The sequence below is a fragment of the Acinetobacter sp. YH12112 genome (genome assembly GCF_013418945.1).
In the GTDB taxonomy this organism is placed as follows: domain Bacteria; phylum Pseudomonadota; class Gammaproteobacteria; order Pseudomonadales; family Moraxellaceae; genus Acinetobacter; species Acinetobacter indicus.
The window spans coordinates 1-24,451 of the sequence record NZ_VPBA01000034.1; the positions used below are offsets into that span (position 1 = coordinate 1).

A 24,451-nucleotide genomic window follows, 5' to 3' on the forward strand; every position below is an offset into this window, starting at 1 on the left:
GGCAAATTGTAGGTTTTATCTCAGGTTCAAATTTAAGATTTTAGCAGCACTCCAAACTCTACAATTTGCGTATAGTGGTAGCTAATCACTATATCAATCAAGATACAAGAAGCACTGCTTCGCAAGGCAGGCGATCAGAATATCCTGCAACCCTCGGTTTTTAAGCTCAGTCAGGACATTCAGCCAGAACTTGGCACCTTCATTCTCAGCCATCCACATGCCGAGCAGTTCTTTGTGTCCATCAAGATTAATGCCTAAGGCAAGGAATACAGCCTTATTGATGACACTGCCATTATGACGGACTTTAACCACAATACAGTCCATATAAACGATGGGATAGATCACATCCAGCGGACGGTTTTGCCATTCAGCAACCTGCTCATTGACGGCATCCTCACAGCAGTGCTGTTCGCCTTGGAAATGAGCGTTGGAGATACATCGGCATCGTACATTTCCTTGAAGGTAGCAACGATTTCACGGGTGGTCATGCCTTTGGCATAAAGGGATAGAATCTGGCTATCCATTTGCGTGATACGGGTCTGATTTTTCTTAATCAACTGAGGTTCGAAAGTGCCATCACGATCACGTGGTGTGGTGATCTCAATCTCCCCATCATCGCTAAGTACAGTCTTACTAGAATAACCATTGTGTGAATTTGAGCCAGATTTACGGGCATTTTTTTCATGTCCCAGATGTTCGGTAAGTTCGGCATTAAGAGCCGTTTCAACAGTGAGTTTGGTCAACAATCGGGTGAATTGGTTGAGATCGTCTTCTGTTTTGATTCCTTTAGAAAATTCTGCTGCAAGGTCTTTTAGTTTTTGTTCGTTCATCATATTGCCTGACTCCGTTGTGAATATGAACATAGCAAATTCAGGCAATTACACAATTTAATTTACAGTCTCGAGTGATGAGTAATTGCACTTCTGGATTTTTTAGTCAGCACGATAAGGTCCAGTTTCTCTTTTAAAATCCTCAAATTGGGGTAAGATGTGACAACAGATTTTACCGTTGAGATCACAATGAGCTTTTTAAAAAAGAAAAATAGCGCGAGTTTTGTCTTCTTTATTATTACGCTGTACTCATTGATTGGTTTTGGTCTAGGCTATGTGATCTGGGAATATCTGCTGTAACGTTTTCTTAGTCGCTTTATCCAATAATTATTGAATCATCAGCAAGTTATTAAACTTGCTGACTATCACTGTTTTTTATTCTTTCTCTAAAGCCGACCCATCATCCAGATGATCAGCTTTTATATGTAAGGATAAATTTTTTACGCTGTTTTCTGTGCCAATAATGTCGCAAAGCGCTGTTGAATACGCTTGCCCTGTTCATCGACACGGTGCAGTTCACCGATATTTTCATTGTATTTCAGCAAAGTCCAGCCTTCATAATAAGCTTTTAACTCACCGGCTTTAAAGCTAAAAGGGAAGTCCGGTTGAACCGGATAATCTTCACTATCCATCGCGCAAACAATCAGGTTAAGGCCACCAGCTTTGGTGGCCTGCTGTATCTGCTGAATTAGGGTTGGGATGGTGTCGGGTTGTAAAAACATCATCACCACCGTGCAATACACAAAATCGTATTGGCCCTGAATCTGCGGATTAATATTTAAATCCCGTAGCGTGGTATGAATGCTCTGAATCTGTTCCTGCTGAATAATCTCGTTCAGGCGCTCCAGACTTTGGGCATTGACATCCCAGGCATCGACCTGAAAACCATGTTGACTTAAAAACAGCGCATTACGACCACTGCCACAGCCAACATCCAGCGCTGTATTGCCCTGTAAAGATGGCTGCGCGGCCAGAATTTCTGAATGGGTCGGGGTCAGTTTATATTTTTTGGCAAAGTAGTCATTGGCTGTGCAATAAAAGCTGAGCTGACATTCGACATCGGCACTGGCCGAAACAATCTTGTGCCACACCTGCGGTTCAAGCATGGGCGGTTGCTGCTCCGGGCTAAACAGATGTTCAGACAACAGCGTGCCTGCTTCATCGAGCAAGGCAAAACGCAATTCACCTTTTAAAACCTTCAGTTGGGCCCAAGTGCCGGCTTTGGTATTGTGCTGGCGTAAAAAGCCGGGCGGGATAGTGTCTTGTGTCCAGATCGGCAGCTGTTTATAGCATACGAGCGTTTGCATCTTTTCTCCATGTGCACTTGGGGGCAGATTTTATTAAACCCTAAGCCTGCACAATATGCCAGAGAGGGGAGGGTAACGGGCACGATTTCATCTGCCAGAACTACAATGCGTCAGAGGACTTAATTGATGCTATTTTAGCGGTGAATCTTCAGCTCAAAATGATCTCCACATTTCCATTTTTGCAGATGTATTAGCGTTTTGAAAAATGCTTCAGTATCAAATAGTGAGAATTTAAAAGTGAAAACCAGGTTACATTTTGGGCTTGGAAAAGCCTATACACTTTAGAAAATTATCAACTGACCCGTTGGCGGGTGGCTAAAAAATAAGTAAAACTAAGTGAATGATATAAAATCATAAATATTTTATTGCTTTATTTTGAAAGCAAGGGCAAAAAGCAAAAAAACGGGATTAATTAACAAATGTATACACAAATAATAATAAAATAATGGTTGAATCTGCGCAATTGCTCGAAGGTAGCATCGTATCTTCTTGTCTGTACCATGAATTCCGCGCGCCTTATGTCTCCTCTATTTCAGTTTATTAAAGCGGTCCAGATTTTTGTTTTCTTTCTTTGTAGTATGCTTATGGGTTGGGCACAGGCGGGAAATGAAATGAAAAACTTGACGATCCTTGCCTACCACGAAGTCACTTCTGAACCACAACCGTTAATGCCTGAATATGCGATTGAGCCTAAACAATTGCAGCAGCATCTGGACTGGCTGGTACAAAATGGCTTTCAGTTTATTGGCAGTCAGCAACTGTTAGAGGCACAGCAACACAACAAGGCGCTACCGGAAAAATCAGTCTTGTTGAGTTTTGATGATGGCTATCAAAGTTTTTATCAGCATGTCTATCCTGTTTTAAAACAGCGGAATATTCCGGCCGTGTTGTCGGTGGTTGGGCGCTGGTTAGAACCAGCAGAACAGCAACAGGTTAATTTTGGCGGGCAACTGGTGTCACGCCAGCATTTTTTAAGCTGGGCACAGTTAAAAGAATTACAGGCCAGCGGTCTGGTGGAAATTGCCAGCCACAGTTATGACCTGCATAAAGGCATTGTGGCCAATCCGCAGGGCAATCAATTGCCGGCCACCGTAGCACGTGCCTATTTTCCGCAGCAGCAGCGTTATGAAGATAACAACGCTTATCAAAAACGCATTCAGCAGGACTTAAAGGCCAATCAGCGTCTGTTGCAAAAATATGGTCTGAAAGCACCAAAAATTATGGTCTGGCCCTATGGTCGCTATAACTTGCATACGGTAAAAATTGCTGAAAAACTGAAGATGCCAATCAGCCTGACGCTGGATGATGCCGAGAATCAACCTGTAAACATTTTTTCCAGATTGCCGCGAATCCTGATTCAAAAACACATGGATGCAGCGCTACTGACCAAAGAAATCCAAAAACATCAGCAGCAGCGCACGGACAATGATCGTCCGCAAAAGATCATGCATGTCGATATTGACTATATTTATGATCCGGACCCGCAGCAGCAGGAACGTAATTTAGGCTTATTGCTGGACCGGATTCAGCAGATTGGCGTCAATACCGTATATTTGCAGGCATTTTCTGATCCGGATGGCAATGGCTCGGCCGATCTGGTCTATTTCCCGAACCGTTATATTCCAATGCGTGCCGACCTGTTTAACCGTGTGGCCTGGCAAATCCAGACCCGGACTCAGGTACGTCGTGTCTATGCCTGGATGCCGGTATTTGCCTGGGAATTACCGGTCTCGAATCCGGTGGCCCAAGATCTGGTGCAAACCGAGCAGCCACATAGCGGCAAACATCTGAACATGGGCTATCACCGTTTAAGCCCATTTTCGCCGCGCGCCCGCAACACCATTAAAGGCATTTATGAAGATCTGGCCAAATCGGCGCAGTTCAACGGCATTATTTTCCATGATGATGCCACCTTGTCCGATTATGAAGATGCCAGCAGCTGGGCCAAAAAGGCCTATCAGCAGCAGGGCTTAGCGACTGATCTGACACAACTGCGTGCTGATGATACTGCCTTGCAGAAATGGACAGCTTATAAAGTCAAAGTGATTGATGATTTTGCCATGGAGTTGGCCGAGACCGTACGTCAGTATCAGCCTTATTTGCAGACCTCGCGTAACCTGTATGCACAGGTGGCACTGTCGGCCTATTCAGAAAACTGGTATGCCCAGTCGCTGGAACAGTCGCTAAACCGTTATGACTTTACCGCGATTATGGCCATGCCATATATGGAACAGGTCGATGATCCGGCGCAGTTTTATCAGCAGCTATTGAGTCGGGTGCAGCAATATCCGCAAGGGCTGCGTAAAACGGTGTTTGAATTGCAGGCCGTCGATTGGCGTAATGGTAATAAAATTCCATCTGCGGAAATTGCGGAAACAATTCAGAAACTCTATCAGGCCGGTGTGAAGCACATTGCCTATTATCCGGATGATCCAATCCAGAATCATCCTGATCCGGCTGTGCTGCGTCAGGCCTTCCAGTCTCAGCCCGCATCCGCACCGTAACCGGCTAGAGGAACAACCATGTTGCAAGAACTCTGGCAATCGGTGCTGAACTTTGTGTTTTATTATCCGCTATTCATGTCCTATTTATGGATGATGGGCGCGCTGATTTTCTATGTCAAAGAACGCAAAGATCCGACCTTTACCCAGCCACCGGCTTTACAGGAATATCCTTTGGTGGCGGTGCTCATTCCGTGTTTTAACGAAGGCGATAATGCCGAGGAAACCATCACCCAGGCACTGGCATTAAAGTATCCCAACTTTGAAGTCATCGCGATTAATGATGGCAGCTCGGACAATACTGGCGAGGTACTGAACCGTCTGGCGGCCCAGCATCCACGGTTAAGGGTGGTGCATCTGGCGGAAAATCAGGGCAAGGCCATGGGCCTGCAAGCCGGCAGTCTGGTTACCGATGCCGAATACCTGCTTGGAATTGATGGCGATGCCTTGCTCGATCCGCATGCCGCCAGCTGGATGCTGCGCCATTTCCAGCGTGATCCGGCGGTGGCCGCCGTTACGGGCAATCCGCGAATTCGCAATCGCTCGACCTTATTGGGCCGGGTCCAGGTCGGAGAATTCTCCTCGATTATTGGCATGATTAAACGTGCCCAGCGCACCTATGGCCGTATTTTTACTGTTTCCGGCGCGATTACCGCCTTTCGTAAAAGCGCGGTACATCAGGTCGGTTACTGGTCGCACGACATGCTGACCGAAGATATTGATATTTCCTGGAAGCTACAGCGTGCCGGCTGGAAAATTGAATTTGAACCGAATGCGCTGGTGTGGGTATTAATGCCGGAAACCCTGCAAGGCTTATGGAAACAGCGTTTGCGCTGGGCCATGGGCGGTGCGCAGGTGTTAAATAAAAATATTGATGTAATTTTTAAGCCAAAGCTGAACTATTTGTGGCCGCTGATTCTGGAAATGATGCTGACTCTGGTCTGGTCATATCTGCTGCTGTTGCTGTGTCTGCTCTGGATATTAAGTTTCTGCCTGCCTATTTTACCGTTACCGGAACTGCAATCGCCGTTTTTACCGCAAGGGGTGGGTATTGTGCTGGGCGCGACCTGTTTGTTCCAGTTTATGGTCAGCAAATGGATGGACAGCCGCTATGAAAAAAATCTGGCCAGAAACTATTTCTGGATGATCTGGTATCCGTTCATGTTCTGGCTGATTACCGTATCGGCCAGTATTGTGGCATTTCCAAAAATGCTGCTGCGCGGGGAAGGGAAACGTGCACGCTGGATCAGTCCCGATCGTGGAATCAAACGTGACAGCTAACTGTCGCGATGTGATGTGTTGAGAGTAAAGTTGTGAAAGCCAATACTTTAATTATTGATTATCGCTATGAATTGCCGTGGCAAAAGCGTTATGCCTCGAACGTGTGTACCGCCGGCTTATGGCTGACCTGGGGCCTGTTGTGGCAGCCGGTTTTAATCAGTCTGGGTTTACTGGATTTAGAGCGGGATGCACTGATTCAGCAAGTGGCCCAGTTGATGCTAAGTATTCTGCAAAATGGTTTTAGTGCGCTGGTGGCTTGTGGCTTGAGTTTATGGCTGTGGACCAACTATATTCCGGCGCACTCCATCCAGACCATGCAACCGGCACCGCTAAACCAGTTTGCCGAGCATTTTCAGCTGGAACCGGTCATGTTAACGCAATCCCGTCAGGCTAAAATTGTCACGGTCTATCATGATCAGGAGGGCAAGATTGTCGATTTACAGGCACATTCCCAGCACAATGCATCTTAAAGGTCGGTTGTAATTCGGCTGCTCTGGTTTTATATCTGCAAAAAAGCAGCCTGAAACGCTGCCTGAATGGAGATAAGAATCGCGCTTGGAATGAGGATTAAAGCTTGCGCCACACTTTGTTTTCATCTTGAAATGAAATGGTGAAATTAAATTCCGTGCCGGCCGTGACCAGATACGCTGTTGGCGTGGTCATCAGGACTTTTAAGATAGTGCCTGTCTCAAAATGGATAGGTGGGCAGTTCTCTTTCTCAAGTACCAGAGGCTGAATAAGCTCAACAGCTTTCACTTCCATCATGATTTCCCTCAAAAATGTATTATGTATCACATATTTATTTTAGCATTGTCTGGTCGGGAATATGGGTTTTATTCGTCAGATTATAAATAAGTGATTGATATCTTAAAAAATAAAGTTAAATTCTTAGTATAAAAATTGGTATTTTAAACTCTTGATTTTTCATTATTTTACTGAAAATAGTCAGGGTGATTTTCGGGGTTTTATATCGCTTTAAATACCGGTTAGTGGAAAAATCGGTACTGAAAAGTACATGCGCTGTCGAGGAAATCTTGTATATTGCTCATGTTGAAGTCATCGCGTGGCGCATTGCACGCTGCAATGTTATAAAAGCTGCTTTTCAACGTCTTGAAAAGAATAAAGGAAATAGAACACTGCATGTTTAAGTCATTTTTTCCACATCCGAAATGGTTTTTTAGTTCGCTGTTACTCTGGTTCGTTCTTAATCTGGTGCTGTGGTATTCTGGTGGACAAGGCTGGGGCACCATCATCGGTTTGCCCGAAGGCTATCATGAAGCAGAACTCCCGATTGGGGTCAGCCGTTTCTGGTCACCGGCATTTCTCTGGTTCTATCTCTGGTATTTTCTGACCACAGCCATTTTTGCAATTTTCTGGCGGATTCAATCGGATAATCCCTGGCAGCGCTGGTCGGTGTGGGGCTCATCTTTCATTCTGTTTAATATCTGGTTCTGGGTGCAGGTGAGCGTGGTCATTAACGCCTGGTACAGCCCGTTTTATGACCTGATCCAGCAAATGCTGAGTAATGGCGGTGGTGATGTGAATAACCTGTATGCCGAGATCATGACCTTTTTGTATGTGGCAATTGTGGCGGTCACGGTTTCGGTATTTAACCTGTTCTTTGTCAGCCACTATGTATTCCGCTGGCGAACGGCAATGAACAATTATTACACCGCCTACTGGGACCGGTTACGTCATATTGAAGGGGCATCGCAGCGTATTCAGGAAGATACCATGCGCTTTGCCCGTACCACCGAAGGTCTGGGCGTCAGTCTGATTGAAGCACTCATTACCCTGATTGCCTTTTTACCGGTTTTGGTAACGCTATCGAGCCATGTGAAAACCCTGCCAATTCTGGGCGAAATTCCTTATGCGCTGGTGTGGGCGGCAATTGGTTGGGCGGTGTTTGGTACCGTACTGCTGATGGTGGTCGGTTATAAACTGCCAGGACTGGAATTTAATAACCAGAAGGTGGAAGCGGCTTATCGTAAAGAGCTGGTCTATGGTGAAGATCATGCCGAGCGTGCCGATCCGCTGACTTTAAAAGAGCTGTTTAGCAAGGTTCGTCTGAATTATTTCCGCCTGTATTTCCATTATGCCTATTTTAACCTGGTACGAATCTGGTACATGCAGCTGGACAATATTTACGGTCTGTTTGTGCTGTTCCCAAGTATTGCTGCGGGAGCGATTACCCTTGGCCTGATGATGCAGATTGGTAACGTGTTCGGTAAGGTACGTGAATCGTTCCAGTATTTAATTGCCTCCTGGCCCACCATTATTGAACTGCTGTCGATTTATAAACGTTTAAAAGCCTTTGAATCGACCCTGGATGATTAAGTCATTCCCAACTGACCCGCTGTTAAGGCGGGTTTTTTAATGATCGGATGAAAGTGTTAAGGCGTTCAGGTTTCGCTGTTAAAACTCTGGATATTTTGCATTTATCAGATGATAGTGCGGGGCAGTAGTAATAAATAAACGAGAAATATCAAGTAAAATCAAGCGACTAGATTTGTTATTTGCGCCTATTTGAGCTATGTTTTGAGTGGGGAAAAATAGAGAATAAAGACGTGAATGTCAAAACCTTCATGATGTTAGCTGGGGTCGGTGTCGTCTTTTCGGGCTGTGTCAGTGTAGAAAGTTTTAGTCCAGATGCCTTGAAGCACTTTGCTTCGCCACAAGAGCTGATTGCGAAAAAAAATCTGAATCAGGCCAATAGTTCAGCCAAAGCCTATGTGTATGACTGGGGACCGCAGCGTAAAGAGCTGGCGGCAGAATCGCTGATTCCGCGCAAATATATGGGCAGCTATTGTCAGTCGCAGCAAGGCCATTTAAAACTGGCCTATAAAAGTACGATGTCGATGCTGAAAAACAGTTGGTCCAAAAAACTGTTGGCGACTTATCGTGATGTTAATCAGGGCATTGGTGCCTATCGCTGTGTCAGAAAAAATGGCCCGGACTGGATTGTTTCAATTGAGCCGGTCAGCGAGCGTAAACGCGATGGCCAGGGTGAAGTCCGCATTGTGCATTTACTTACTCAAGTCATGACGGAAGATGAAGCACGGCGTTTTTATCGTTCGGCATCTTCCAGCAGCAAGAAGGCTAATACGAATACCAATCGGAATAATAAAAACACTAAAGCTGTTGCCAAAGAGCCCGAACCAAAAGAAACACCGGAACTTCCAGCCGAGAAAACCCCGGCACCCGTAAAAGCGGCGCCTGTGGTGGCTGCGACCCCACAACAGCAGCAGATGAAATATTATGTCGCTGCACGCCGTGATTTAAACAGCGGCCGCAATGAGTTAAATGCCTGTAACAGCGCACAGCGGGCCTATAATTATGGCCGGTTGCAGGACACCAATGCGCGGAATGTCTATGCTGAATCGGGGATTTTGCTGGCGCGTTGCTTAAGCGCTGTGCCGAGTTTTAGTAACCGTTTTTCCCAGCCCAAAGCCCGGGCCAAACGGATTTTGCAGGAGCTGGCCAACCAGCATAATCATGCCGGTGCCAAGCGTATGCTCAGGCAAATGAAATAGTCAGTATAAGTAACAAGGAGAAGCACATCACTTCTCCTTTTTTTATGCGCGTTACACAGTCATAACAGGTGAGATTGCTGCTTGCATGCTACAAATAGGCTATTTCTGGTATGAGCTGATGTTGGCGAGGTATAGCATGATGCAATTGAGTCTAAAGCAGCTACGAGGATGGGGCCTGGCGATTGCGCTCTTGGGTTGCTCACAAGTGAGTACGGCTGGTCCGGCCGTTGATCAGCTGAGTGACTGTCTGGTGAAGTCGACCACGGCAACCGATAAAACCGCGGTCTTGCAGTGGACCTTTGTGGCGCTATCTGCACATCCGGATTTGAAACACTTGAGTCAGGTGACGCCAGAACAAAAACAGGCTTTAGATCAAAAGCTGGCAACCGTTTTGCAGCGGATACTGGTAGAGCAATGTTCTGCGCAGGCCAAAGCAGTGATTCAAGCTGAAGGTATACAAGCGGTTGGAGACAGTTTTCAGGAACTTGGACAGATTACGGGTGAGGAAATTTTAAAGAACCCTGAAATTAAAAGTCAGTTGAATGGTGTACTGCGTTATCTGGATTTAAACAAGTTGATGATGACCTTTTTGACGCCAGATGTGTGGAATAAGTTGGGGGTGATTCGGGGGCAGTGATGCGGGTTTTGTCTTCTCGTTTATACTGCGTTTTAAAATTTACCTCTCCCTAACCCTCTCCTTTAAAAAGGAGAGGGAACCACGCGTATCCAATGGATTACGTGACAAGTCCCCCTTTGGAAAAAGTGAGAAGCGAAGCTTGGCAAGGAAGGGGATTCTGAAATCACGCATAAAGAAAGACTTTGAAAGTTGGATACGTCCCAAGTCTTCGAGTTAGATGATTGAGGTTACTTTTTTGATGGTCATGTTTGTTGTGAGCATGAAGTGTTTGGGTTGATTGTAAGGTTAAATTTTCTATGCGCAAATGAGTATTTTGAGCACATAAAAAATTAGTTTCAGATTATATTATTGTATGTTTAGCTTTTGAAAAATTGAGGTTTTTGGGGAAATGAACAAGAAAGAAGAAGCTTTAAGAATTGTTGAAGAAGGAATCAAAGAATTAGAATCTCAAAAAGGAAGTATAACAGTTGGCGTACAAAAGCTCTCGAGGGCTTCAAACTTACTAGAAGAAAAAAATTATTATATTTGGGCGGAAATTGAACTTGGAAATGAGAAGTTTATCCAACCCTTAAAAGAATTTCTTTCAAAAATTATGGAAGATAATGAAAAACAAAAAGATATAAAGATTTATAAAGATGAAGAATATAAACCTCTGTTAGAAAAGCTTACAGAGGTTGACATAGATATTCAGTTTATCTGTACTACAAATTTTTTTCGTTTAAAAACAAATTCAGCAACAGGTGGTCTTGATAAATCTATTCATCATCTTGAGGATCATTTAAGCTATCTTAAGAAACATAGTAATGATAAAACTTTGTATTTGAATAATGTTCAAGAGAGGTTGGCTTATGTTAAGGGTGAATGTCATAAGTATCTAACTGATTTATATAATAGATTGAAATTTTCAGGAACAGTTGCTTCAGGCTTTGATCTCTTAAAAAATGCAGTAGATGACAAATTACTTGATCTCGATCCTGAAATTGCTGAACAACTCATGTTAGCTTTTAAATCAGTTTCCTCGGATTCTAAAGAAGAATGGTCTCAGGCTTTAGCAACATGTAGGCGTTTATTAGAGAGCTTAGCAGATAGGTTATATCCTGCTACAGACGAAAATATTAATGGGCGTACTTTTAAACAAAATCAGTATATAAACCGAATTTGGAGATTCATGGATCTCTCTATTGAATCGAAAAGCAATAAAGATATGGCCAAAGCCCATTTAGATTATTTGGGGAGTTGGATGGCTGCTGATTACACTTTAACTTGTAAAGGTGTACATACAGAGGTATCACAATTAGAAGCAACAAAAGCTATGTTCCATATTTATTTAATGCTTGCAGATCTTCTAGAGTATTTAAATGTTGATCCTAGAAATAGAACAACTCAACCATTGATCACAGAGGTTTCATTGGATGAAATTGAAGCATTACTTAATGTAAAGAGGGATGTGGCCAAAGCAATTGTAGTGGCAAGAGTCAAAAATAATGGTTTAACGCTTAAGCAACTATCAGAAGTACAAGGCGTAGGTCCAAAGACAATTGAAAAAGCAAAGGAAGTTTTTAAATTCTGAAAAAGAAAACCCGCTCTTAAGCGGGTTTTCTTTTAAAAAAAGACTAAATCAACCAATCAATTTCTTCATTAATTCATTTACTTGAGCAGGGTTAGCTTTACCTTTCGCTGCTTTCATGACTTGACCAACAAGACCATTGAACGCTTTATCTTTACCAGATTTAAACTCTTCAACCATCTTCTCGTTGGCAGCAAGTACGTCTTTAATAATCGCTTCAATCGCACCTGTATCGGTTTCCTGTTTCAAGCCTTTTTCAGCAATAATTTCATCCGCAGATTTGCCTTCTTCCCACATAAAGCCGAATACTTGCTTCGCGATCTTACCGTTAATCGTGTTGTCCACAATACGTGCAATCATGCCACCCAACTGTTCAGCTGAAACAGGGGAATCCGCCAACTCTAAGCCTGCTTTGTTTAAAGCACCAGAGAATTCGCCCATCACCCAGTTAGCAGCAATCTTACCTTGAGCAGCACCGCCAGCAGCCTTCACGACATCTTCGTAGAACTCGCTCATTTCACGTGTAAGCGTTAAAACGTGCGCATCGTACTCAGTCACACCAAAGTCGGCTACAAAGCGTGCACGACGTGCCGCAGGAAGCTCAGGCATGGTCGCTTTAATTGCTTCAATTTGCTCGTCTGCAATGATCACAGGCAACAAGTCTGGATCAGGGAAGTAACGGTAGTCATTGGCTTCTTCCTTTGAACGCATTGAACGGGTTTCCATCTTCACAGGGTCGAACAAACGAGTTTCCTGATCAATGGTGCCATCCCATTCCAAAATTTCCATTTGACGTTCAATTTCAACATTAATCGCTTGTTCAATGAAACGGAATGAGTTCAAGTTTTTAAGCTCACAACGTGTACCGAATGGCTGACCCGGACGACGTAGCGACACGTTACAGTCCGCACGGAATGAACCTTCTGCCATGTTGCCGTCAGAAATACCCAACCAACGCACCAGTGTGTGAATCGCTTTAATATAAGCAACCGCTTCTTCAACTGAGCGCATATCTGGTTCAGATACGATTTCCAATAAAGGCGTGCCTGCACGGTTTAAGTCAATGCCTGACATGCCTTCAAATTGGTCATGGATTGATTTACCCGCATCTTCCTCAAGGTGCGCACGGGTTACGCCAATACGTTTGGTGGTGCCATCTTCAAGCTGGATGTCGATATGACCGAGGCCCACAATCGGGTTGTCCATCTGGCTAATTTGATAGCCTTTAGGCGAATCCGGGTAGAAATAGTTTTTACGTGCAAATACAGAGGCTTGGTCGATGTAGGCATCAATCCCCAAACCAAAGCGAATTGCCAGATCAACCACTTCTTTGTTGAGTACAGGCAGTACACCTGGCATGGCTAAATCTACAAGGCTGGCCTGAGTATTTGGATCATTACCAAACTCGGTAGAAGAACCAGAGAAGATTTTAGATTTAGTCGCAAGCTGAGTGTGAATCTCAATACCAATCACGACTTCCCAACCATCAATCAGGTTTGATTTTGGTTTAGCAGCGTTTTTAGCCATTATGCATTCTCCTCAGCAATTGCAGCGCGTTTAGTATGCCAATCGGTTGCTTGTTGATACTGATGTACCACAGACAACAATTGAGATTCTGACCAGTAGTTACCAATCAACTGTAAGCCAACTGGCAAGTTGTCTTTGTCAAAACCAACAGGCGCGTTAATCGCAGGAAGACCTGCAAGGTTTACCGCGATGGTATAGATGTCACCTAGGTACATTTCAACCGGAGACAGGTTTGCACCGATACGGTATGCAGTAGTTGGTGCAGAAGGCGCAGCGATGACATCTACAGATTCAAATGCTTTTAAGAAATCTTGCTGAATTAAGCGGCGAACTTTCTGCGCTTTTACATAGTAGGCATCGTAATAACCGGCAGACAGGGCATAGGTACCAATCAGGATACGGCGCTGTACCTCGGCACCAAAACCTTCTGAACGGGAGCGTTTGTACAGGTCCAGAATATCTTTTGGATCTTCACAGCGATAGCCATAACGTACGCCGTCATAACGTGACAGGTTTGAAGATGCTTCCGCTGGCGCAATCAGGTAATAGGTTGGTACATAGGCTTCAGTCATGTTGAGATCAACCTCAACCAGAATGGCACCCATCTCTGCTAATTTTTTCAGCGATTCTTCAACGCGCGCTTTTACATCTGCGGCCAGACCGGCAACATTAAAGTACTGTTTTGGAATACCAATACGTAAACCTTTTACCGATGTACCGTTCAGGTTCGCCACGTAATCATCGACATCTTTCTCGACCGACGTTGAATCTTTGGCATCATGACCCGCCATCACGTTCATCAGATATGCACAGTCTTCCGCAGAGCGTGCCATTGGACCGCCTTGATCCAGTGATGATGCATAGGCAATCATACCGAAACGCGATACACGGCCATAAGTCGGTTTCAGACCGGTCAAGCCACAGAAAGAAGCTGGCTGACGAATCGAACCACCGGTATCGGTACCGGTTGCAAATGGCGCCAGATCAGCCGCGACCACCGCAGCCGAACCACCTGAAGAACCACCCGGTACACGATCCAGTGCCCACGGGTTTTTGGTTGCGCCAAAGTATGAGCTTTCCGAGGTCGAACCCATTGCGAATTCGTCCATGTTCACTTTACCTAAAGTGACTAAGCCAGCAGTTTTACCTTTGGCAACCACCGTAGCATCGTAAGGCGAGATAAAGTTATCCAGCATTTTAGAACCAGCGGTGGTTTTAATGCCTTGGGTACAGAAAATATCTTTATGCGCAATAGGCACACCGGTCAGCACACCAGCGCCGCCAGCTTGACGCAACGCATCGGCAGCATCGGCTTGGGCCAGCGCCTGTTCCGCAGTTACGGTGACATAGGCATTGACCTGGGCATCAATTTTTTCGATGCGTTTTAAATAATGTTCGGTCAATTCGCGAGCAGAGAATTTTGCATTGGCTAAACCCTCAGTCAGTTCACGAATGGATAAGCGATGTAAATCTGTCATGAGAAATATTCTTTACCTGAATTCAACAAAAAGATGAGCGCTGAAAAAATTATTCAATTACGCGTGGTACCAGATACAAACCGTCCTGCACGGCAGGTGCAACGGCCTGATATTCCTCACGATGGTTATCTTCAGACACCACATCTTCACGTAGCGGTTGAGGGTGGTCAAATGGGCTTTTGAGTGGCTCAACGCCATCGGTATTGATGCCTTTTAAGGTTTCCATCATGCCTAAAATTTTATTTAGACTTTGAGCATATTCAGCAGATTGCGTATCATTGAGCGACAACCGAGCAAGATTGGCGATTGCTGAAACTGTTTGTGCATTTAAATCTGCAGAATGCTGTGCATCCGATGTAGACATAACATCACCTAATCAGTATTAAAAATTTTCAAAATATCGTGCGTTATAATAAGCGATTGACTTGTCCAAAGCATCACATTTAGTTAAAGTTGCCAACTTGCGTCCACATAAAGTTTAATCGAGAACGACTCCGTGATTCTAAAACGACTAATTGGCTTGTTTTCACCAGATCTAGCCATTGATTTAGGTACAGCAAATACACTTATTTATGCGCCAGGACGAGGCATTATATTAAATGAACCGACGGTTGTGGCAATTCGTCACAGCGGTTCACAGAAAATCGTTGCCGCAGTCGGTCTGGATGCTAAACAGATGCTGGGTCGTACACCTGCCAATATTTCTGCCATTCGTCCAATGAAAGACGGCGTCATTGCCGACTTTGAAGTGACTGAAACCATGCTGAACCAGTTCATCAGTAAAGTGCATGAAAAGCGCCTGTTTCCGCCTGCACCGCGTGTGGTGGTCTGTGTGCCATGCAAATCGACGCTGGTTGAACGTCGCGCCATTCGTGAGGCAGTGTTTAATGCCGGTGCGCGTGATGTCCGTTTAATTGAAGAGCCGATGGCTGCAGCAATTGGTGCCGGTATGCCGGTTGAGCAGGCGTGTGGTTCGATGGTGGTCGATGTGGGCGGTGGTACAACTGAAATTGCGATTATTTCGCTACAAGGTTGTGTCTATGCAGATTCACTGCGTATTGGTGGTGATGTGTTTGATGAGCAGATCATCAACTATGTCCGTAAAGCGCATGGCTGTGTGATTGGTGAAACCACAGCAGAAACCATCAAGAAAGAAGTGGGCATGGCAGTTCCTGAAGAGGGTGCGAAACCACTGGAAATTGAAGTGCGTGGCCGTAACCTGGCCGAAGGTGTGCCTCGTGCCATTACCGTGACTTCTGATGAAATTACTCAGGCGATTTCTGACCCGTTACAAAATATTGTGTCCGCAGTAAAATCGGCGCTGGAACAAACACCACCAGAATTATCTTCAGATATCGCCGAGCGCGGTATTGTCCTGACCGGTGGTGGTGCCTTGCTGCGTAATCTGGACAAGCTGTTGGCCAAAGAAACCGGCTTGCCAGTGGTCGTGGCTGAAGAGCCTTTAACCTGTGTCACCCGTGGTGGTGGCAAGGTGCTGGAATTCTTTGATAATCCAAACCATGACATGTTATTTGTAGGCTAATCAAAAGGACCCGGCGGTGCAATCACATCTGTTTTCCAGACAACCGCCATCTTTTCGCTCCTTTATTATTGCGGTCATTACATGCTTGGTGGTGCTGTTTTTTAACTGGCGCATGCCGCATGTAATTCAACCGGCAAGGGATCTCTTGTACGCGGCATATAATCCGATTTATGCGCTGGCAAGTTATCCGGTGTTGTCGCGAGAATGGCTAAGTCAACAAAGTAAATCTGAAGCCCAGCTGCGTCGTGAAAATACCGCGATGCAGGCCGAGCTGCTTCAGGCACAGGTACGCCTGCAAAAACTCTCCGAACTGTCTGCCGAAAATACCCGTTTACGTGGCCTGCTCGATACGCCACTGATCATTGACGGACGCATGGAAATTGCCGAAGTGATTGGGACCGATGCCGATCCGCTACGGCATATTATTGTGATTAACCGCGGTGCCAACCGTCAGCTCAAAGTCGGGCAAACCGTGCTGGATGATCGCGGCATTATGGGCCAGATTGTCGATGTCTATCCGCACAGTAGCCGGGTAATGCTGCTGTCTGATAAAGAACATTCGCTGTCGGTACGTCTGGAACATACCGGTATGCGCGCGATTGTTTCGGGCACCGGTGACTTAGGCCGTTTAAAAATGGAATATGTGCCGACCAGTGCCAATATCAAAGTCGGTGAAAAAGTCTATAGCTCCGGACTTGGTGAACATTTCCCGGCAGGTTATCTGGTCGGAACTATTTCCAAGGTCAGCCGGCATAACTCAGGCGAGTTTGCGCAAATTGATGTGATTCCTGCTGCACAGCTGGCCGGTGGACATCATGTGGTGGTGTTATTCTCTGAATCTTTATCGCGGGAGCAGCCACATGCCAATCACTAAACTGGGCCAGCGTAAACCCAAAGATCCTTTATTCCCGATTATCTTCTCGGTCATTATTGCCTCGGTGCTACTGGTTTATCCCTTGTCTTATGGCTTATCGGGCTGGCGTCCGGTATTTATGATGATGGTAATGCTGTTCTGGGTCATGAGCCAGCCGACCTGGTGTGGCGTCTGGTTTGCCTTTGGCACCGGCCTGTTTGCAGATTTGCTGCTGGATGCACCGCTGGGCATGAATGCCTTAAGTTTTGTATTAATTACCTTCGTGGCGCGCTTTCTAACCCGCGAACGTCGGGTGATGACCTTTGCCAATTTATGGGTGATTGCCAGTATTGCCATTGTGGTCCATCTGGCGCTGATCTGGCTGTTACAGATTATGGCCGGTATTGAATTTCCATTTGCCCGTCACTGGCAACCGGTGCTGTCCAGCATTCTGGTCTGGCCGGTGCTGTATTATCTGCTACGAAAATGGCGCAGCGTATAATTCTGGCCTCCAGCTCACCTAGACGCCGTGAGCTGCTTGAACAGTTGGGGCTGCAATTTGAGATTTACAGCCCGGACATCGACGAGTCTATCTTGCCAGATGAGCCAGTCGAGCAGTATGTTGAGCGGCTGGCCTGTGCCAAAGCCGATGCCGTGTTGGCACGTTTCCCTGATGCGATTGTGATTGCCGCCGATACCAGTTTGGGTGTTGATGGCCAGATTTTAGGAAAACCAGAATCCAAAGCGCATGCCTTTGCCATGTGGCAGCAGATTTCCGGTCGAAAACATGATGTATTTTCAGGTGTTTGCGTACGCACAAAAGCAGAAAAATACAGTATAGTGGTACGTACCCAGGTTGAATTTCAAGCGCTGAGTCTGAGTGACATGGAGTGTTATTGGGCCAGTGGAGAGCCGCTGGGTAAGGCGGGAGCCTATGCCATACAGGGCATTGCAGCACGTTATATCCCGCGTATTGAAGGCAGTTATAGCAACGTGGTGGGATTGCCGCTGCATGAAACCGTACAGTTATTACAGACAGTTAAGGCACTAAATTAACTGCTGCTACAAGAATTTTTATAAGGCTTTGAGTTGTATTATGTCTGACGAGTTGTTGATTAACGTCACGCCTATGGAATGTCGTGTCGCGTTAATTCAAAACGGCACGGTCAATGAATTATTTGTTGAACGTACCGCCAAACGTGGTTTAGTAGGAAATATTTATAAAGGTAAAGTGGTACGGGTGCTGCCAGGTATGCAGGCTGCCTTTGTCGATATTGGGCTGTCACGTACCGCTTTTTTACATATCAATGACATGGTCTGGCCACGCAGCCAGCCAACCCCGAATGTTTTCGAGCTGTTACAGCCGGGGCAAATCCTTACTGTGCAGGTTATGAAAGACATGCTCGGCACCAAAGGCGCGCGCCTGTCGACCGATCTGTCAATTCCTTCGCGTTATCTGGTATTGATGCCATTTGGCAGCCATATTGGCGTATCACAGCGGATTGAATCGGATGAAGAGCGTGACCGTTTGCGTTCGATGATTGAACGGATTCAGAAACAGCATAAACTGCCGGGCTCGGTGATTGTTCGTACCGCCGCAGAAGGGGTGGAAGAAGCCGCCATTGCCCAGGACATGGCCTATTTGGCCAAGCTGTGGGAGCATATTCAGCGCAAACAGAAAATTATTGCGGTGCCGTCTTTAATTTTTGAAGAGCTGCCTTTGCCGCAGCGCGTGATTCGTGATCTGGCCAATGAAGAAACTGCCAAAATCTATGTCGATTCACGTGAAATCTATGCCAAGCTGAAAGACTTTGTCGATGAGTTTGTGCCGAATATGCAAAACCGCTTGTTGCATTATCCGGGCGAACGGCCGCTGTTCGATTTATACAATGTCGAAGAAGATATCCAGAAGGCGCTTCAAACCCGCGTGGCGCTGAAATCGGGTGGCTATCTGATGATTGATCAGACCGAAGCCATGACCACCATTGATATCAATACCGGTTCTTATGTCGGCGGGCGTAGTCTGGAAGACACGGTCTTTAAAACCAATATGGAAGCCACACAGGTGATTGCACGCCAGTTGCGACTGCGTAATCTGGGTGGGATTATCATCATTGATTTTATTGACATGCAGGAAGCACAGCATCGTGAAGAAGTGATGTGCCAGTTCGAGAAAATGCTGGAACGCGATCATGCCAAAACCAAAATTACCCAGGTGTCTGAACTGGGTCTGGTGGAAATGACCCGTAAGCGTACCCGTGAATCTCTGGAACATTTGCTGTGTGAGTCTTGTCCAACCTGTCAGGGCCGCGGTTATGTGAAAACAGCCGAGTCAGTGTGTTACGAGATTTTTCGAGAAATTATGCGCTATGCACGTGCCTTTGAATCTCAGCGTGGCTTTACTGTCGTTGCCCATCCATCGGTGATTGACCGGCTGTTAACCGCAGAAGCACCAGCCGTCGCGGATCTGGAGCATTTCGTGAATCGTGTCATAAAATTCCAGGTTGAAAATTTATACACGCAAGAGCAATACGATATCATTTTAAGCTGAAATTGTAACAGGATATCGTTAAACAGTTGTTACATCTGAAATTTTACTTTTTTAGGTAGATTCACAATACTAAGCATACACCAGAGCCAAAGCCGTAATCTCCCTTACGGTTTCAGCAAAATGAGGTCTATCATGGGTATGAGCGAAGTCGTGATTAATAAAAGTCTTAAAGTTTTAGAACCAAAAACTGTACACAGTGCGGCGTATATCGTAGATGAGCAAGGTAAAGAAGTACAAATTACCACCGCCATGATTCGCACCGTCTGTCAGCAATTATTAAAACAATGTCGAACCATTAAAAGTTAAGGGGCCTTTTGAAAGCCCCTTAATTTTTTCTCTTATCATTACAATTTAAAAAAGAGATTCATACTTTTCGTCTGAATCTCGATGTTCTTCCGGCCTGGGCCGAGTCTTTTAACTGACTTTTTTTCCACCTCGTCCAAGGTTACATCTACTGTTTCAATAATCCGTTCAAAACGCTGAATTTCATCTTCCAGATGTTGTAACAGGTTCTGCATTTTTGGCAGGGCATTGCGGCAGGCTGTTAAACCAACTTCCAGCTTGTCCTGATAACTGGTCATGGTGATGTTCAGCGCCTGACCATCCAGCACAATTGAAGCCGGATACAACGCTTCAAGTTTGGCACCATTCCAGTACAGCGCTTCACGCGGTCCCGGCACATTGGAAATGACCAGGTTAAAGGCCTGACGTTTTGGCATTAAACCAGACACAATATTTAAGCCGGCGGCGCTATAAACAAAGGCGCTATAGTTCAGAATCTGGTTGGCATTCATGCGTTTAAAGCGTTCTTTGGCATTTAGTACGCTGCGACGAATAATGCTGAGACGTTCCAGTGGATTGTCCTTGTGCGTCGCCAGATTGGCCAGAATCATGGTAATCCGGTTGGATACATCAGAATCATCGCTCCGGACTGAGGCGGGTACCATGGCAATTAGTGGTTTTCTTGGCAGGGCATTCTGGCTGAGTAAATATTCACGTAAGGCACCTGAACAGATGGCCAGCACAATGTCATTAATAGTCACGCCCAGGGCCTTGGCAATTTTATGCAGACGGGCAAACTCATAGGACTGTGCAGCAAAGCGGCGTGAGGAACTAACGCGCTGATTCAGGATTGAACTTGGTGCCTGGAAGCTGGATACATAATCCGGATTACGGCCCATATCTTTCATTACAGTTTGCGATAACTCGTACATGACTCGCGGCGTGGCTTCCAACTGGCTTTTCAGTCCTGCTGCAATATTCTTGAAGCGGCTGGCTTTCGGCTCTTTCAGTCGTTTGGCGCGGCGGCCTTCTACACACCAAGGCGGTACAATACTTTTGGCATCTGGATCGTGTGAGAGCGATTTTTCCAGTAAGCGCATGCCGGCAATACCATCGACCATGGCATGATGGATTTTGAAGTACATGGCAAAGCGGTTGCCTTCAATCCCTTCAATAATATGACAGGTCCATAGCGGTTTGGCGCGGTCAATCAGCGCGCTGTGTTCTTGAGAAATATAGGTCAGTAATTCACGGATTCGTCCCGGATGAGGCAGGGCGATATGACGGAAATGGTGGTCCAGATCGAATTCAGGATCTTCATCCCAGAATAAGCCATTCAATTTATTGTTAAACGGTGGAATCGGCATCGATTGAGAATTACGGATGTCTTCGACCAGATCTTGAATAAAGGTTTCAGGTGCGTTCTCTGGAATCTGAAATAGGAATAACCCCCCAACATGCATTGGTTGCTGGCGTTTTTCTAAAGACAGAAAGATAAAATCAATCGGATGTAATGGACGCATAGCGTTAATTGCCTCACTGCAATATGACCGACCTTCATTGGAACGGCTTTTTAGAATTATAGGTGAACTGACTTAGTATATAGTGTTTATCATATAAACGCGGAACTTTGTTTATTCTGTTGCGTAAAAAAATAAACCACTGCTGGGCAGTGGTCTAGCGTATTTATTTTTTCAGATTTCCGGCGTGAAGTCCACATTCTTTATGGGTTGCATCTTCCCACCACCAGCGGCCTTCGCGTTCATGCTGGTTCGGTAAAACTGCACGGGTACATGGTTCACAGCCAATCGAAATAAAACCTTTTTCATGTAATGGATTATATGGAATTTCCATTAAACGGATGTAATTCCAGACATCACTGCTGGACCAGTTGGCCAAAGGATTGTACTTGATCAGCTGTTTGCCAGGACCAGAAAAACCTGGGTCAGCCTGAACCACTGGAATTTCATTGCGCGTGCCCGGACTCTGGTCTTTACGCTGACCGGTAATCCAGCCATCTAGCGTGGCCAGCTTTTTACGCAGCGGCTGAACTTTACGGATGCCACAGCATTCCTGATGACCGTCGGCGTAGAAACTGAACAGGCCTTTTTCATTAATCAGTTGCTGAATGGCTTCAGTTTCCGGGAAACAGATTTCAATTGGAATATTATAGTGCTTGCGAACGGTTTCAATAAATTGATAGGTTTCGCCATGCAAACGGCCGGTATCCAGGCTAAAGACACGAAAAGGCAGACCCAGATTGGCCGCCATATCAATCAGCACCACATCTTCAGCGCCTGAAAAGGAAATCGCAATTTCACCTGGCTGGCTGAGTGCCAGTTTTAGAATTTCACTTGGAGATTTATCTGCATATTCGGCGGCAAGCGCGTCAACGAGATCAATAGTGGGAATGGTAGTCATAATATTCCTGGCTATAGGCTTGGAGATGACAAAACCTATATTAATTTATTTCGGCTGTATTTTAATAGAAATGCCAAAACCAACTTATCACTAAAAAATCAATGCTTATGAAAAAAATAGATTTAAAAAAGAACAAGTCAAAAGCGCGATCTTGGTCTATGATAGAGCAAATTTTTTTCAATGACAGATATGGGGAGCATTCATGGAAGTTGTATGTCTTGATCTTGAAGGTGTGTTGGTTCCAGAAATTTGGATTAACTTTGCAAAAAAAACTGGGATTAAAGAGCTAGAAGCGACAACCCGTGATATTCCTGACTATGATGTATTAATGACACAGCGTTTGAATATCTTAAAACAGCATGGTTTGGGTTTAAATGATATTCAGGAAGTGATTGCCGATATGGGCCCATTTCCGGGTGCCAAAGAATTTGTGGAATGGTTACGTACTCATTTCCAGCTGATTATTCTATCTGATACATTCTACGAGTTTGCTCATCCGTTAATGAAGCAACTGGGCTGGCCAACCATTTTCTGCCATAAACTGGAAACTGATGAAAATGGTATGATCACCGCGTACAAGCTGCGTCAACCTGACCAGAAACGTCAGGCGGTAAAAGCATTACATGGTTTGAATTTCCGTGTAATTGCCGCAGGCGATTCTTATAATGACACCACCATGCTTGGCGAAGCCGATGCCGGTTTCCTGTTTGATGCACCTGAAAATGTGATTGCAGAATTTCCACAGTTCCCGGCCATTCATGGCTATGAAGCGCTAAAAGAAGCGATCCGTAAAGCATCTGTGCGTGATATTCCAGCTTAATCTGAAGCTGAGTGCAACAAAGGGCATCATTTGATGCCCTTTGTTAGTTATGCGGTTCTAACTATGAAATTTTTAGAAGCGGTAGCCAATACTTAATCCATATGCAACTGCATAATTATTTTCAAACTTGCCTGCTTCCGTATGTGCACCTGTGACGGCATCAGCATCACCTAACCAGAAGTATTTAAATCCTGCACCAATGAAATAATTTTCGGTAGGTGAGTAGCGAACACCTGTACCTACACTCCAGTAGCCTTCAGTTGGACCTAAGGTCGTAACAGGGTTGCCGGCACCAGAATCCCAGCCTACAGATACATTGCCACCCCAACGGTCATTGAACTTACGTCCTACACCAACAGTTGCAGAAATTTGGTCATCTTTATAGTCAATAAGGTTAAATCCATTAGGTTTGGTTGGTACATAACCAGCTTGGCCTAATATTTGAGTAAGCTTGCCAAATTTGTATGGTTGTACTTTAAAATTTGACCAGTCCACCCAGCGAAGGTTTGCAAATGCAACAGTGTTAGCCATAATTCCTGTTTGGAAATCTAGATTGACAGATTGTGGTGTTGTTAGTTGTGTTTTACCTGTTGTAGAACTAATTTGCGTCATGGCCGCATCTAGTGCAGGAATAGAAGTAAATCCTATTGCACCAAAGTTCTCATAAGCAGTCATTTCATGTTCAATTTCAGAGCGGTAAGTAACAGAAGCTTTAAGTGCTATTTCAGGAATTTGATAAGCAACACCAGCTAACCAACCAACAGATTCATCCTCACCTGTTTTAAAATCATAACCATTAAGGGCCGAGTATGCAGTGCCACGTAAAATAACAGTACCATCTACTGTTTGATATACAGCGCCTGCATATAGATTCCAATTTTCATTAGGTTGATAACCAACTAACAGGTTTAAATTTTGGGTATCAACCTCAACTGAAGTGCCACCTTGAAATGGTACAGGTCTACTTTCAACAAAATTATTGTTGCCAAAATATTCGGCATCGGCGCCATAGGGCTGATCGTAAATTAAACCAATCGAAATTTTGTCAGTTGCTTGAACTTTTAATGCAGCGTGTGGGAAGTAATAATCACCTGCCATGTCATTAGCTTGGTGTTTATCTTTGTCTTGACCAGATACATTTGGATCTAAAACTGAAATACCTGCTTCTGCATAATTGCCTGATTGTAAAAATGCAGCAATAGATTGACCAGAACGGTCTAAACCAGCAGCAAGCGCAGGTGTAAGTGGGAGAGTGCTAAGTAAAATAGCCGAATAGATTTTATTGAGCTTCATGGTCGTTCCCTGATGCTTTATGTAACA

Annotated in this window: 23 protein-coding genes and 1 pseudogene; 15 read left to right on the top strand and 9 right to left on the bottom strand. The window is 45.1% G+C overall.

Translation table 11 applies throughout. The annotated features are described in order from the left end of the window. Positions 1–123: 123 nt before the first annotated feature. Positions 124–830: pseudogene (locus FTU50_RS12085) on the bottom strand (IS256 family transposase); the annotation flags it as partial. A 189-nt stretch (positions 831–1,019) separates the two neighbouring features. Here FTU50_RS12085 and FTU50_RS12090 point away from each other — a divergent pair. Further along, complete coding sequence (locus tag FTU50_RS12090) at positions 1,020–1,130, top strand: hypothetical protein (protein ID WP_005179737.1); 111 nt, start codon at positions 1,020–1,022, stop codon at positions 1,128–1,130. Between the two features lie 140 nt (positions 1,131–1,270). On the opposite strand, the gene tehB is transcribed toward FTU50_RS12090, so the two are convergent. Continuing rightward, complete coding sequence (tehB, locus tag FTU50_RS12095) at positions 1,271–2,137, bottom strand: SAM-dependent methyltransferase TehB (protein ID WP_180047126.1); 867 nt, start codon at positions 2,135–2,137, stop codon at positions 1,271–1,273. Between the two features lie 578 nt (positions 2,138–2,715). On the opposite strand from tehB, the gene pgaB reads away from it, so the two are divergent. The 3 genes from pgaB to pgaD are packed head-to-tail and all read left to right on the top strand — an operon-like array spanning position 2,716 to position 6,389. After that, positions 2,716–4,641, top strand: coding sequence for a poly-beta-1,6-N-acetyl-D-glucosamine N-deacetylase PgaB (gene pgaB, locus FTU50_RS12100; RefSeq protein WP_257222841.1), 1,926 nt, complete (start codon positions 2,716–2,718; stop codon positions 4,639–4,641). A gap of 18 nt (positions 4,642–4,659) precedes the next feature. Beyond that, a complete protein-coding gene (pgaC, locus tag FTU50_RS12105) occupies positions 4,660–5,919 on the top strand; it encodes a poly-beta-1,6-N-acetyl-D-glucosamine synthase (protein ID WP_180047130.1) in 1,260 nt (419 codons plus the stop codon). Positions 5,920–5,951: 32 nt separating this feature from the next. Next, entirely contained in the window at positions 5,952–6,389 is a 438-nt protein-coding gene (pgaD, locus tag FTU50_RS12110) for a poly-beta-1,6-N-acetyl-D-glucosamine biosynthesis protein PgaD (RefSeq protein WP_180047132.1), read from the top strand. Between the two features lie 97 nt (positions 6,390–6,486). Here pgaD and FTU50_RS12115 read toward each other — a convergent pair whose 3' ends face one another. Next, the gene (locus FTU50_RS12115; protein ID WP_104472677.1) at positions 6,487–6,684 is read right to left on the bottom strand and encodes a hypothetical protein; all 198 of its coding nucleotides are present in this window, start codon (positions 6,682–6,684) and stop codon (positions 6,487–6,489) included. 375 nt (positions 6,685–7,059) lie between these two features. On the opposite strand from FTU50_RS12115, the gene sbmA reads away from it, so the two are divergent. The 4 genes from sbmA (at position 7,060) to FTU50_RS12135 (ending at position 11,659) form a co-directional block, all read left to right on the top strand. Further along, complete coding sequence (sbmA, locus tag FTU50_RS12120; RefSeq protein WP_104488369.1) at positions 7,060–8,256, top strand: peptide antibiotic transporter SbmA; 1,197 nt, start codon at positions 7,060–7,062, stop codon at positions 8,254–8,256. A 230-nt stretch (positions 8,257–8,486) separates the two neighbouring features. Then, a complete protein-coding gene (locus FTU50_RS12125; protein ID WP_180047134.1) occupies positions 8,487–9,452 on the top strand; it encodes a hypothetical protein in 966 nt (321 codons plus the stop codon). 136 nt (positions 9,453–9,588) lie between these two features. After that, positions 9,589–10,089: a hypothetical protein gene (locus FTU50_RS12130; protein WP_180047136.1), complete on the top strand. Its 501-nt coding sequence runs from the start codon at positions 9,589–9,591 to the stop codon at positions 10,087–10,089. A 388-nt stretch (positions 10,090–10,477) separates the two neighbouring features. After that, a complete protein-coding gene (locus FTU50_RS12135; RefSeq protein WP_180047138.1) occupies positions 10,478–11,659 on the top strand; it encodes a helix-hairpin-helix domain-containing protein in 1,182 nt (393 codons plus the stop codon). Positions 11,660–11,707: 48 nt separating this feature from the next. Here the strand turns inward: FTU50_RS12135 and gatB are convergent, their stop codons facing one another. From gatB to gatC, 3 genes are read right to left on the bottom strand one after another with little or no spacing between them, the layout of a single operon-like run. Continuing rightward, positions 11,708–13,183, bottom strand: a complete 1,476-nt coding sequence (gene gatB / locus FTU50_RS12140) for an Asp-tRNA(Asn)/Glu-tRNA(Gln) amidotransferase subunit GatB (RefSeq protein WP_180047140.1) — start codon at positions 13,181–13,183, stop codon at positions 11,708–11,710. Then, the gene (gene gatA / locus FTU50_RS12145; protein WP_180047142.1) at positions 13,183–14,661 is read right to left on the bottom strand and encodes an Asp-tRNA(Asn)/Glu-tRNA(Gln) amidotransferase subunit GatA; all 1,479 of its coding nucleotides are present in this window, start codon (positions 14,659–14,661) and stop codon (positions 13,183–13,185) included. The genes gatB and gatA overlap by 1 nt, the downstream gene beginning before the upstream one ends. Positions 14,662–14,710: 49 nt before the next feature. Continuing rightward, positions 14,711–15,025, bottom strand: a complete 315-nt coding sequence (gene gatC / locus FTU50_RS12150; RefSeq protein WP_045796270.1) for an Asp-tRNA(Asn)/Glu-tRNA(Gln) amidotransferase subunit GatC — start codon at positions 15,023–15,025, stop codon at positions 14,711–14,713. A gap of 132 nt (positions 15,026–15,157) precedes the next feature. On the opposite strand from gatC, the gene FTU50_RS12155 reads away from it, so the two are divergent. From FTU50_RS12155 to FTU50_RS12180, 6 genes are all read left to right on the top strand, one after another. After that, positions 15,158–16,204, top strand: coding sequence for a rod shape-determining protein (locus FTU50_RS12155; RefSeq protein WP_005179708.1), 1,047 nt, complete (start codon positions 15,158–15,160; stop codon positions 16,202–16,204). A 16-nt stretch (positions 16,205–16,220) separates the two neighbouring features. After that, positions 16,221–17,078, top strand: a complete 858-nt coding sequence (gene mreC, locus FTU50_RS12160; RefSeq protein WP_180047144.1) for a rod shape-determining protein MreC — start codon at positions 16,221–16,223, stop codon at positions 17,076–17,078. Beyond that, positions 17,065–17,559, top strand: coding sequence for a rod shape-determining protein MreD (gene mreD, locus FTU50_RS12165; RefSeq protein WP_180047146.1), 495 nt, complete (start codon positions 17,065–17,067; stop codon positions 17,557–17,559). Before mreC ends, mreD begins: the two co-directional genes overlap by 14 nt. Then, entirely contained in the window at positions 17,544–18,113 is a 570-nt protein-coding gene (locus tag FTU50_RS12170; protein ID WP_016659381.1) for a Maf family nucleotide pyrophosphatase, read from the top strand. Before mreD ends, FTU50_RS12170 begins: the two co-directional genes overlap by 16 nt. A 40-nt stretch (positions 18,114–18,153) precedes the next feature. After that, positions 18,154–19,608 (top strand): ribonuclease G, encoded by a 1,455-nt coding sequence (rng, locus tag FTU50_RS12175; RefSeq protein ID WP_005179701.1) that lies wholly within the window; start codon positions 18,154–18,156, stop codon positions 19,606–19,608. A 132-nt stretch (positions 19,609–19,740) separates the two neighbouring features. Next, positions 19,741–19,914, top strand: a complete 174-nt coding sequence (locus FTU50_RS12180) for a PA1571 family protein (protein WP_005179698.1) — start codon at positions 19,741–19,743, stop codon at positions 19,912–19,914. A gap of 38 nt (positions 19,915–19,952) precedes the next feature. Here FTU50_RS12180 and FTU50_RS12185 read toward each other — a convergent pair whose 3' ends face one another. Beyond that, positions 19,953–21,413, bottom strand: coding sequence for a wax ester/triacylglycerol synthase family O-acyltransferase (locus tag FTU50_RS12185; protein WP_180047148.1), 1,461 nt, complete (start codon positions 21,411–21,413; stop codon positions 19,953–19,955). Between the two features lie 163 nt (positions 21,414–21,576). Beyond that, positions 21,577–22,311, bottom strand: a complete 735-nt coding sequence (locus FTU50_RS12190) for a phosphoadenylyl-sulfate reductase (RefSeq protein ID WP_180047151.1) — start codon at positions 22,309–22,311, stop codon at positions 21,577–21,579. A 202-nt stretch (positions 22,312–22,513) separates the two neighbouring features. Here FTU50_RS12190 and thrH point away from each other — a divergent pair, with 202 nt between their 5' ends. Further along, entirely contained in the window at positions 22,514–23,131 is a 618-nt protein-coding gene (gene thrH, locus FTU50_RS12195) for a bifunctional phosphoserine phosphatase/homoserine phosphotransferase ThrH (protein ID WP_075168141.1), read from the top strand. A 72-nt stretch (positions 23,132–23,203) separates the two neighbouring features. Here the strand turns inward: thrH and FTU50_RS12200 are convergent, their stop codons facing one another. Then, positions 23,204–24,424 (bottom strand): OmpP1/FadL family transporter, encoded by a 1,221-nt coding sequence (locus FTU50_RS12200; protein WP_180047153.1) that lies wholly within the window; start codon positions 24,422–24,424, stop codon positions 23,204–23,206. Between the last annotated feature and the right edge of the window lie 27 nt (positions 24,425–24,451).

Coding starts and splice junctions, on each gene's coding strand:
- FTU50_RS12090 (WP_005179737.1), top strand. CDS start 1,020: ATGAGCTTTTTAAAAAAGAAAAATAGCGCGAGTTTTGTCTTCTTTATT.
- rng (WP_005179701.1), top strand. CDS start 18,154: ATGTCTGACGAGTTGTTGATTAACGTCACGCCTATGGAATGTCGTGTC.
- mreD (WP_180047146.1), top strand. CDS start 17,065: ATGCCAATCACTAAACTGGGCCAGCGTAAACCCAAAGATCCTTTATTC.
- pgaC (WP_180047130.1), top strand. CDS start 4,660: ATGTTGCAAGAACTCTGGCAATCGGTGCTGAACTTTGTGTTTTATTAT.
- pgaB (WP_257222841.1), top strand. CDS start 2,716: ATGCTTATGGGTTGGGCACAGGCGGGAAATGAAATGAAAAACTTGACG.
- FTU50_RS12190 (WP_180047151.1), bottom strand. CDS start 22,311: ATGACTACCATTCCCACTATTGATCTCGTTGACGCGCTTGCCGCCGAA.
- gatC (WP_045796270.1), bottom strand. CDS start 15,025: ATGTCTACATCGGATGCACAGCATTCTGCAGATTTAAATGCACAAACA.
- gatA (WP_180047142.1), bottom strand. CDS start 14,661: ATGACAGATTTACATCGCTTATCCATTCGTGAACTGACTGAGGGTTTA.
- FTU50_RS12115 (WP_104472677.1), bottom strand. CDS start 6,684: ATGATGGAAGTGAAAGCTGTTGAGCTTATTCAGCCTCTGGTACTTGAG.
- gatB (WP_180047140.1), bottom strand. CDS start 13,183: ATGGCTAAAAACGCTGCTAAACCAAAATCAAACCTGATTGATGGTTGG.
- FTU50_RS12180 (WP_005179698.1), top strand. CDS start 19,741: ATGGGTATGAGCGAAGTCGTGATTAATAAAAGTCTTAAAGTTTTAGAA.
- FTU50_RS12130 (WP_180047136.1), top strand. CDS start 9,589: ATGATGCAATTGAGTCTAAAGCAGCTACGAGGATGGGGCCTGGCGATT.
- thrH (WP_075168141.1), top strand. CDS start 22,514: ATGGAAGTTGTATGTCTTGATCTTGAAGGTGTGTTGGTTCCAGAAATT.
- tehB (WP_180047126.1), bottom strand. CDS start 2,137: ATGCAAACGCTCGTATGCTATAAACAGCTGCCGATCTGGACACAAGAC.
- FTU50_RS12135 (WP_180047138.1), top strand. CDS start 10,478: ATGAACAAGAAAGAAGAAGCTTTAAGAATTGTTGAAGAAGGAATCAAA.
- FTU50_RS12200 (WP_180047153.1), bottom strand. CDS start 24,424: ATGAAGCTCAATAAAATCTATTCGGCTATTTTACTTAGCACTCTCCCA.
- FTU50_RS12185 (WP_180047148.1), bottom strand. CDS start 21,413: ATGCGTCCATTACATCCGATTGATTTTATCTTTCTGTCTTTAGAAAAA.
- FTU50_RS12170 (WP_016659381.1), top strand. CDS start 17,544: ATGGCGCAGCGTATAATTCTGGCCTCCAGCTCACCTAGACGCCGTGAG.
- sbmA (WP_104488369.1), top strand. CDS start 7,060: ATGTTTAAGTCATTTTTTCCACATCCGAAATGGTTTTTTAGTTCGCTG.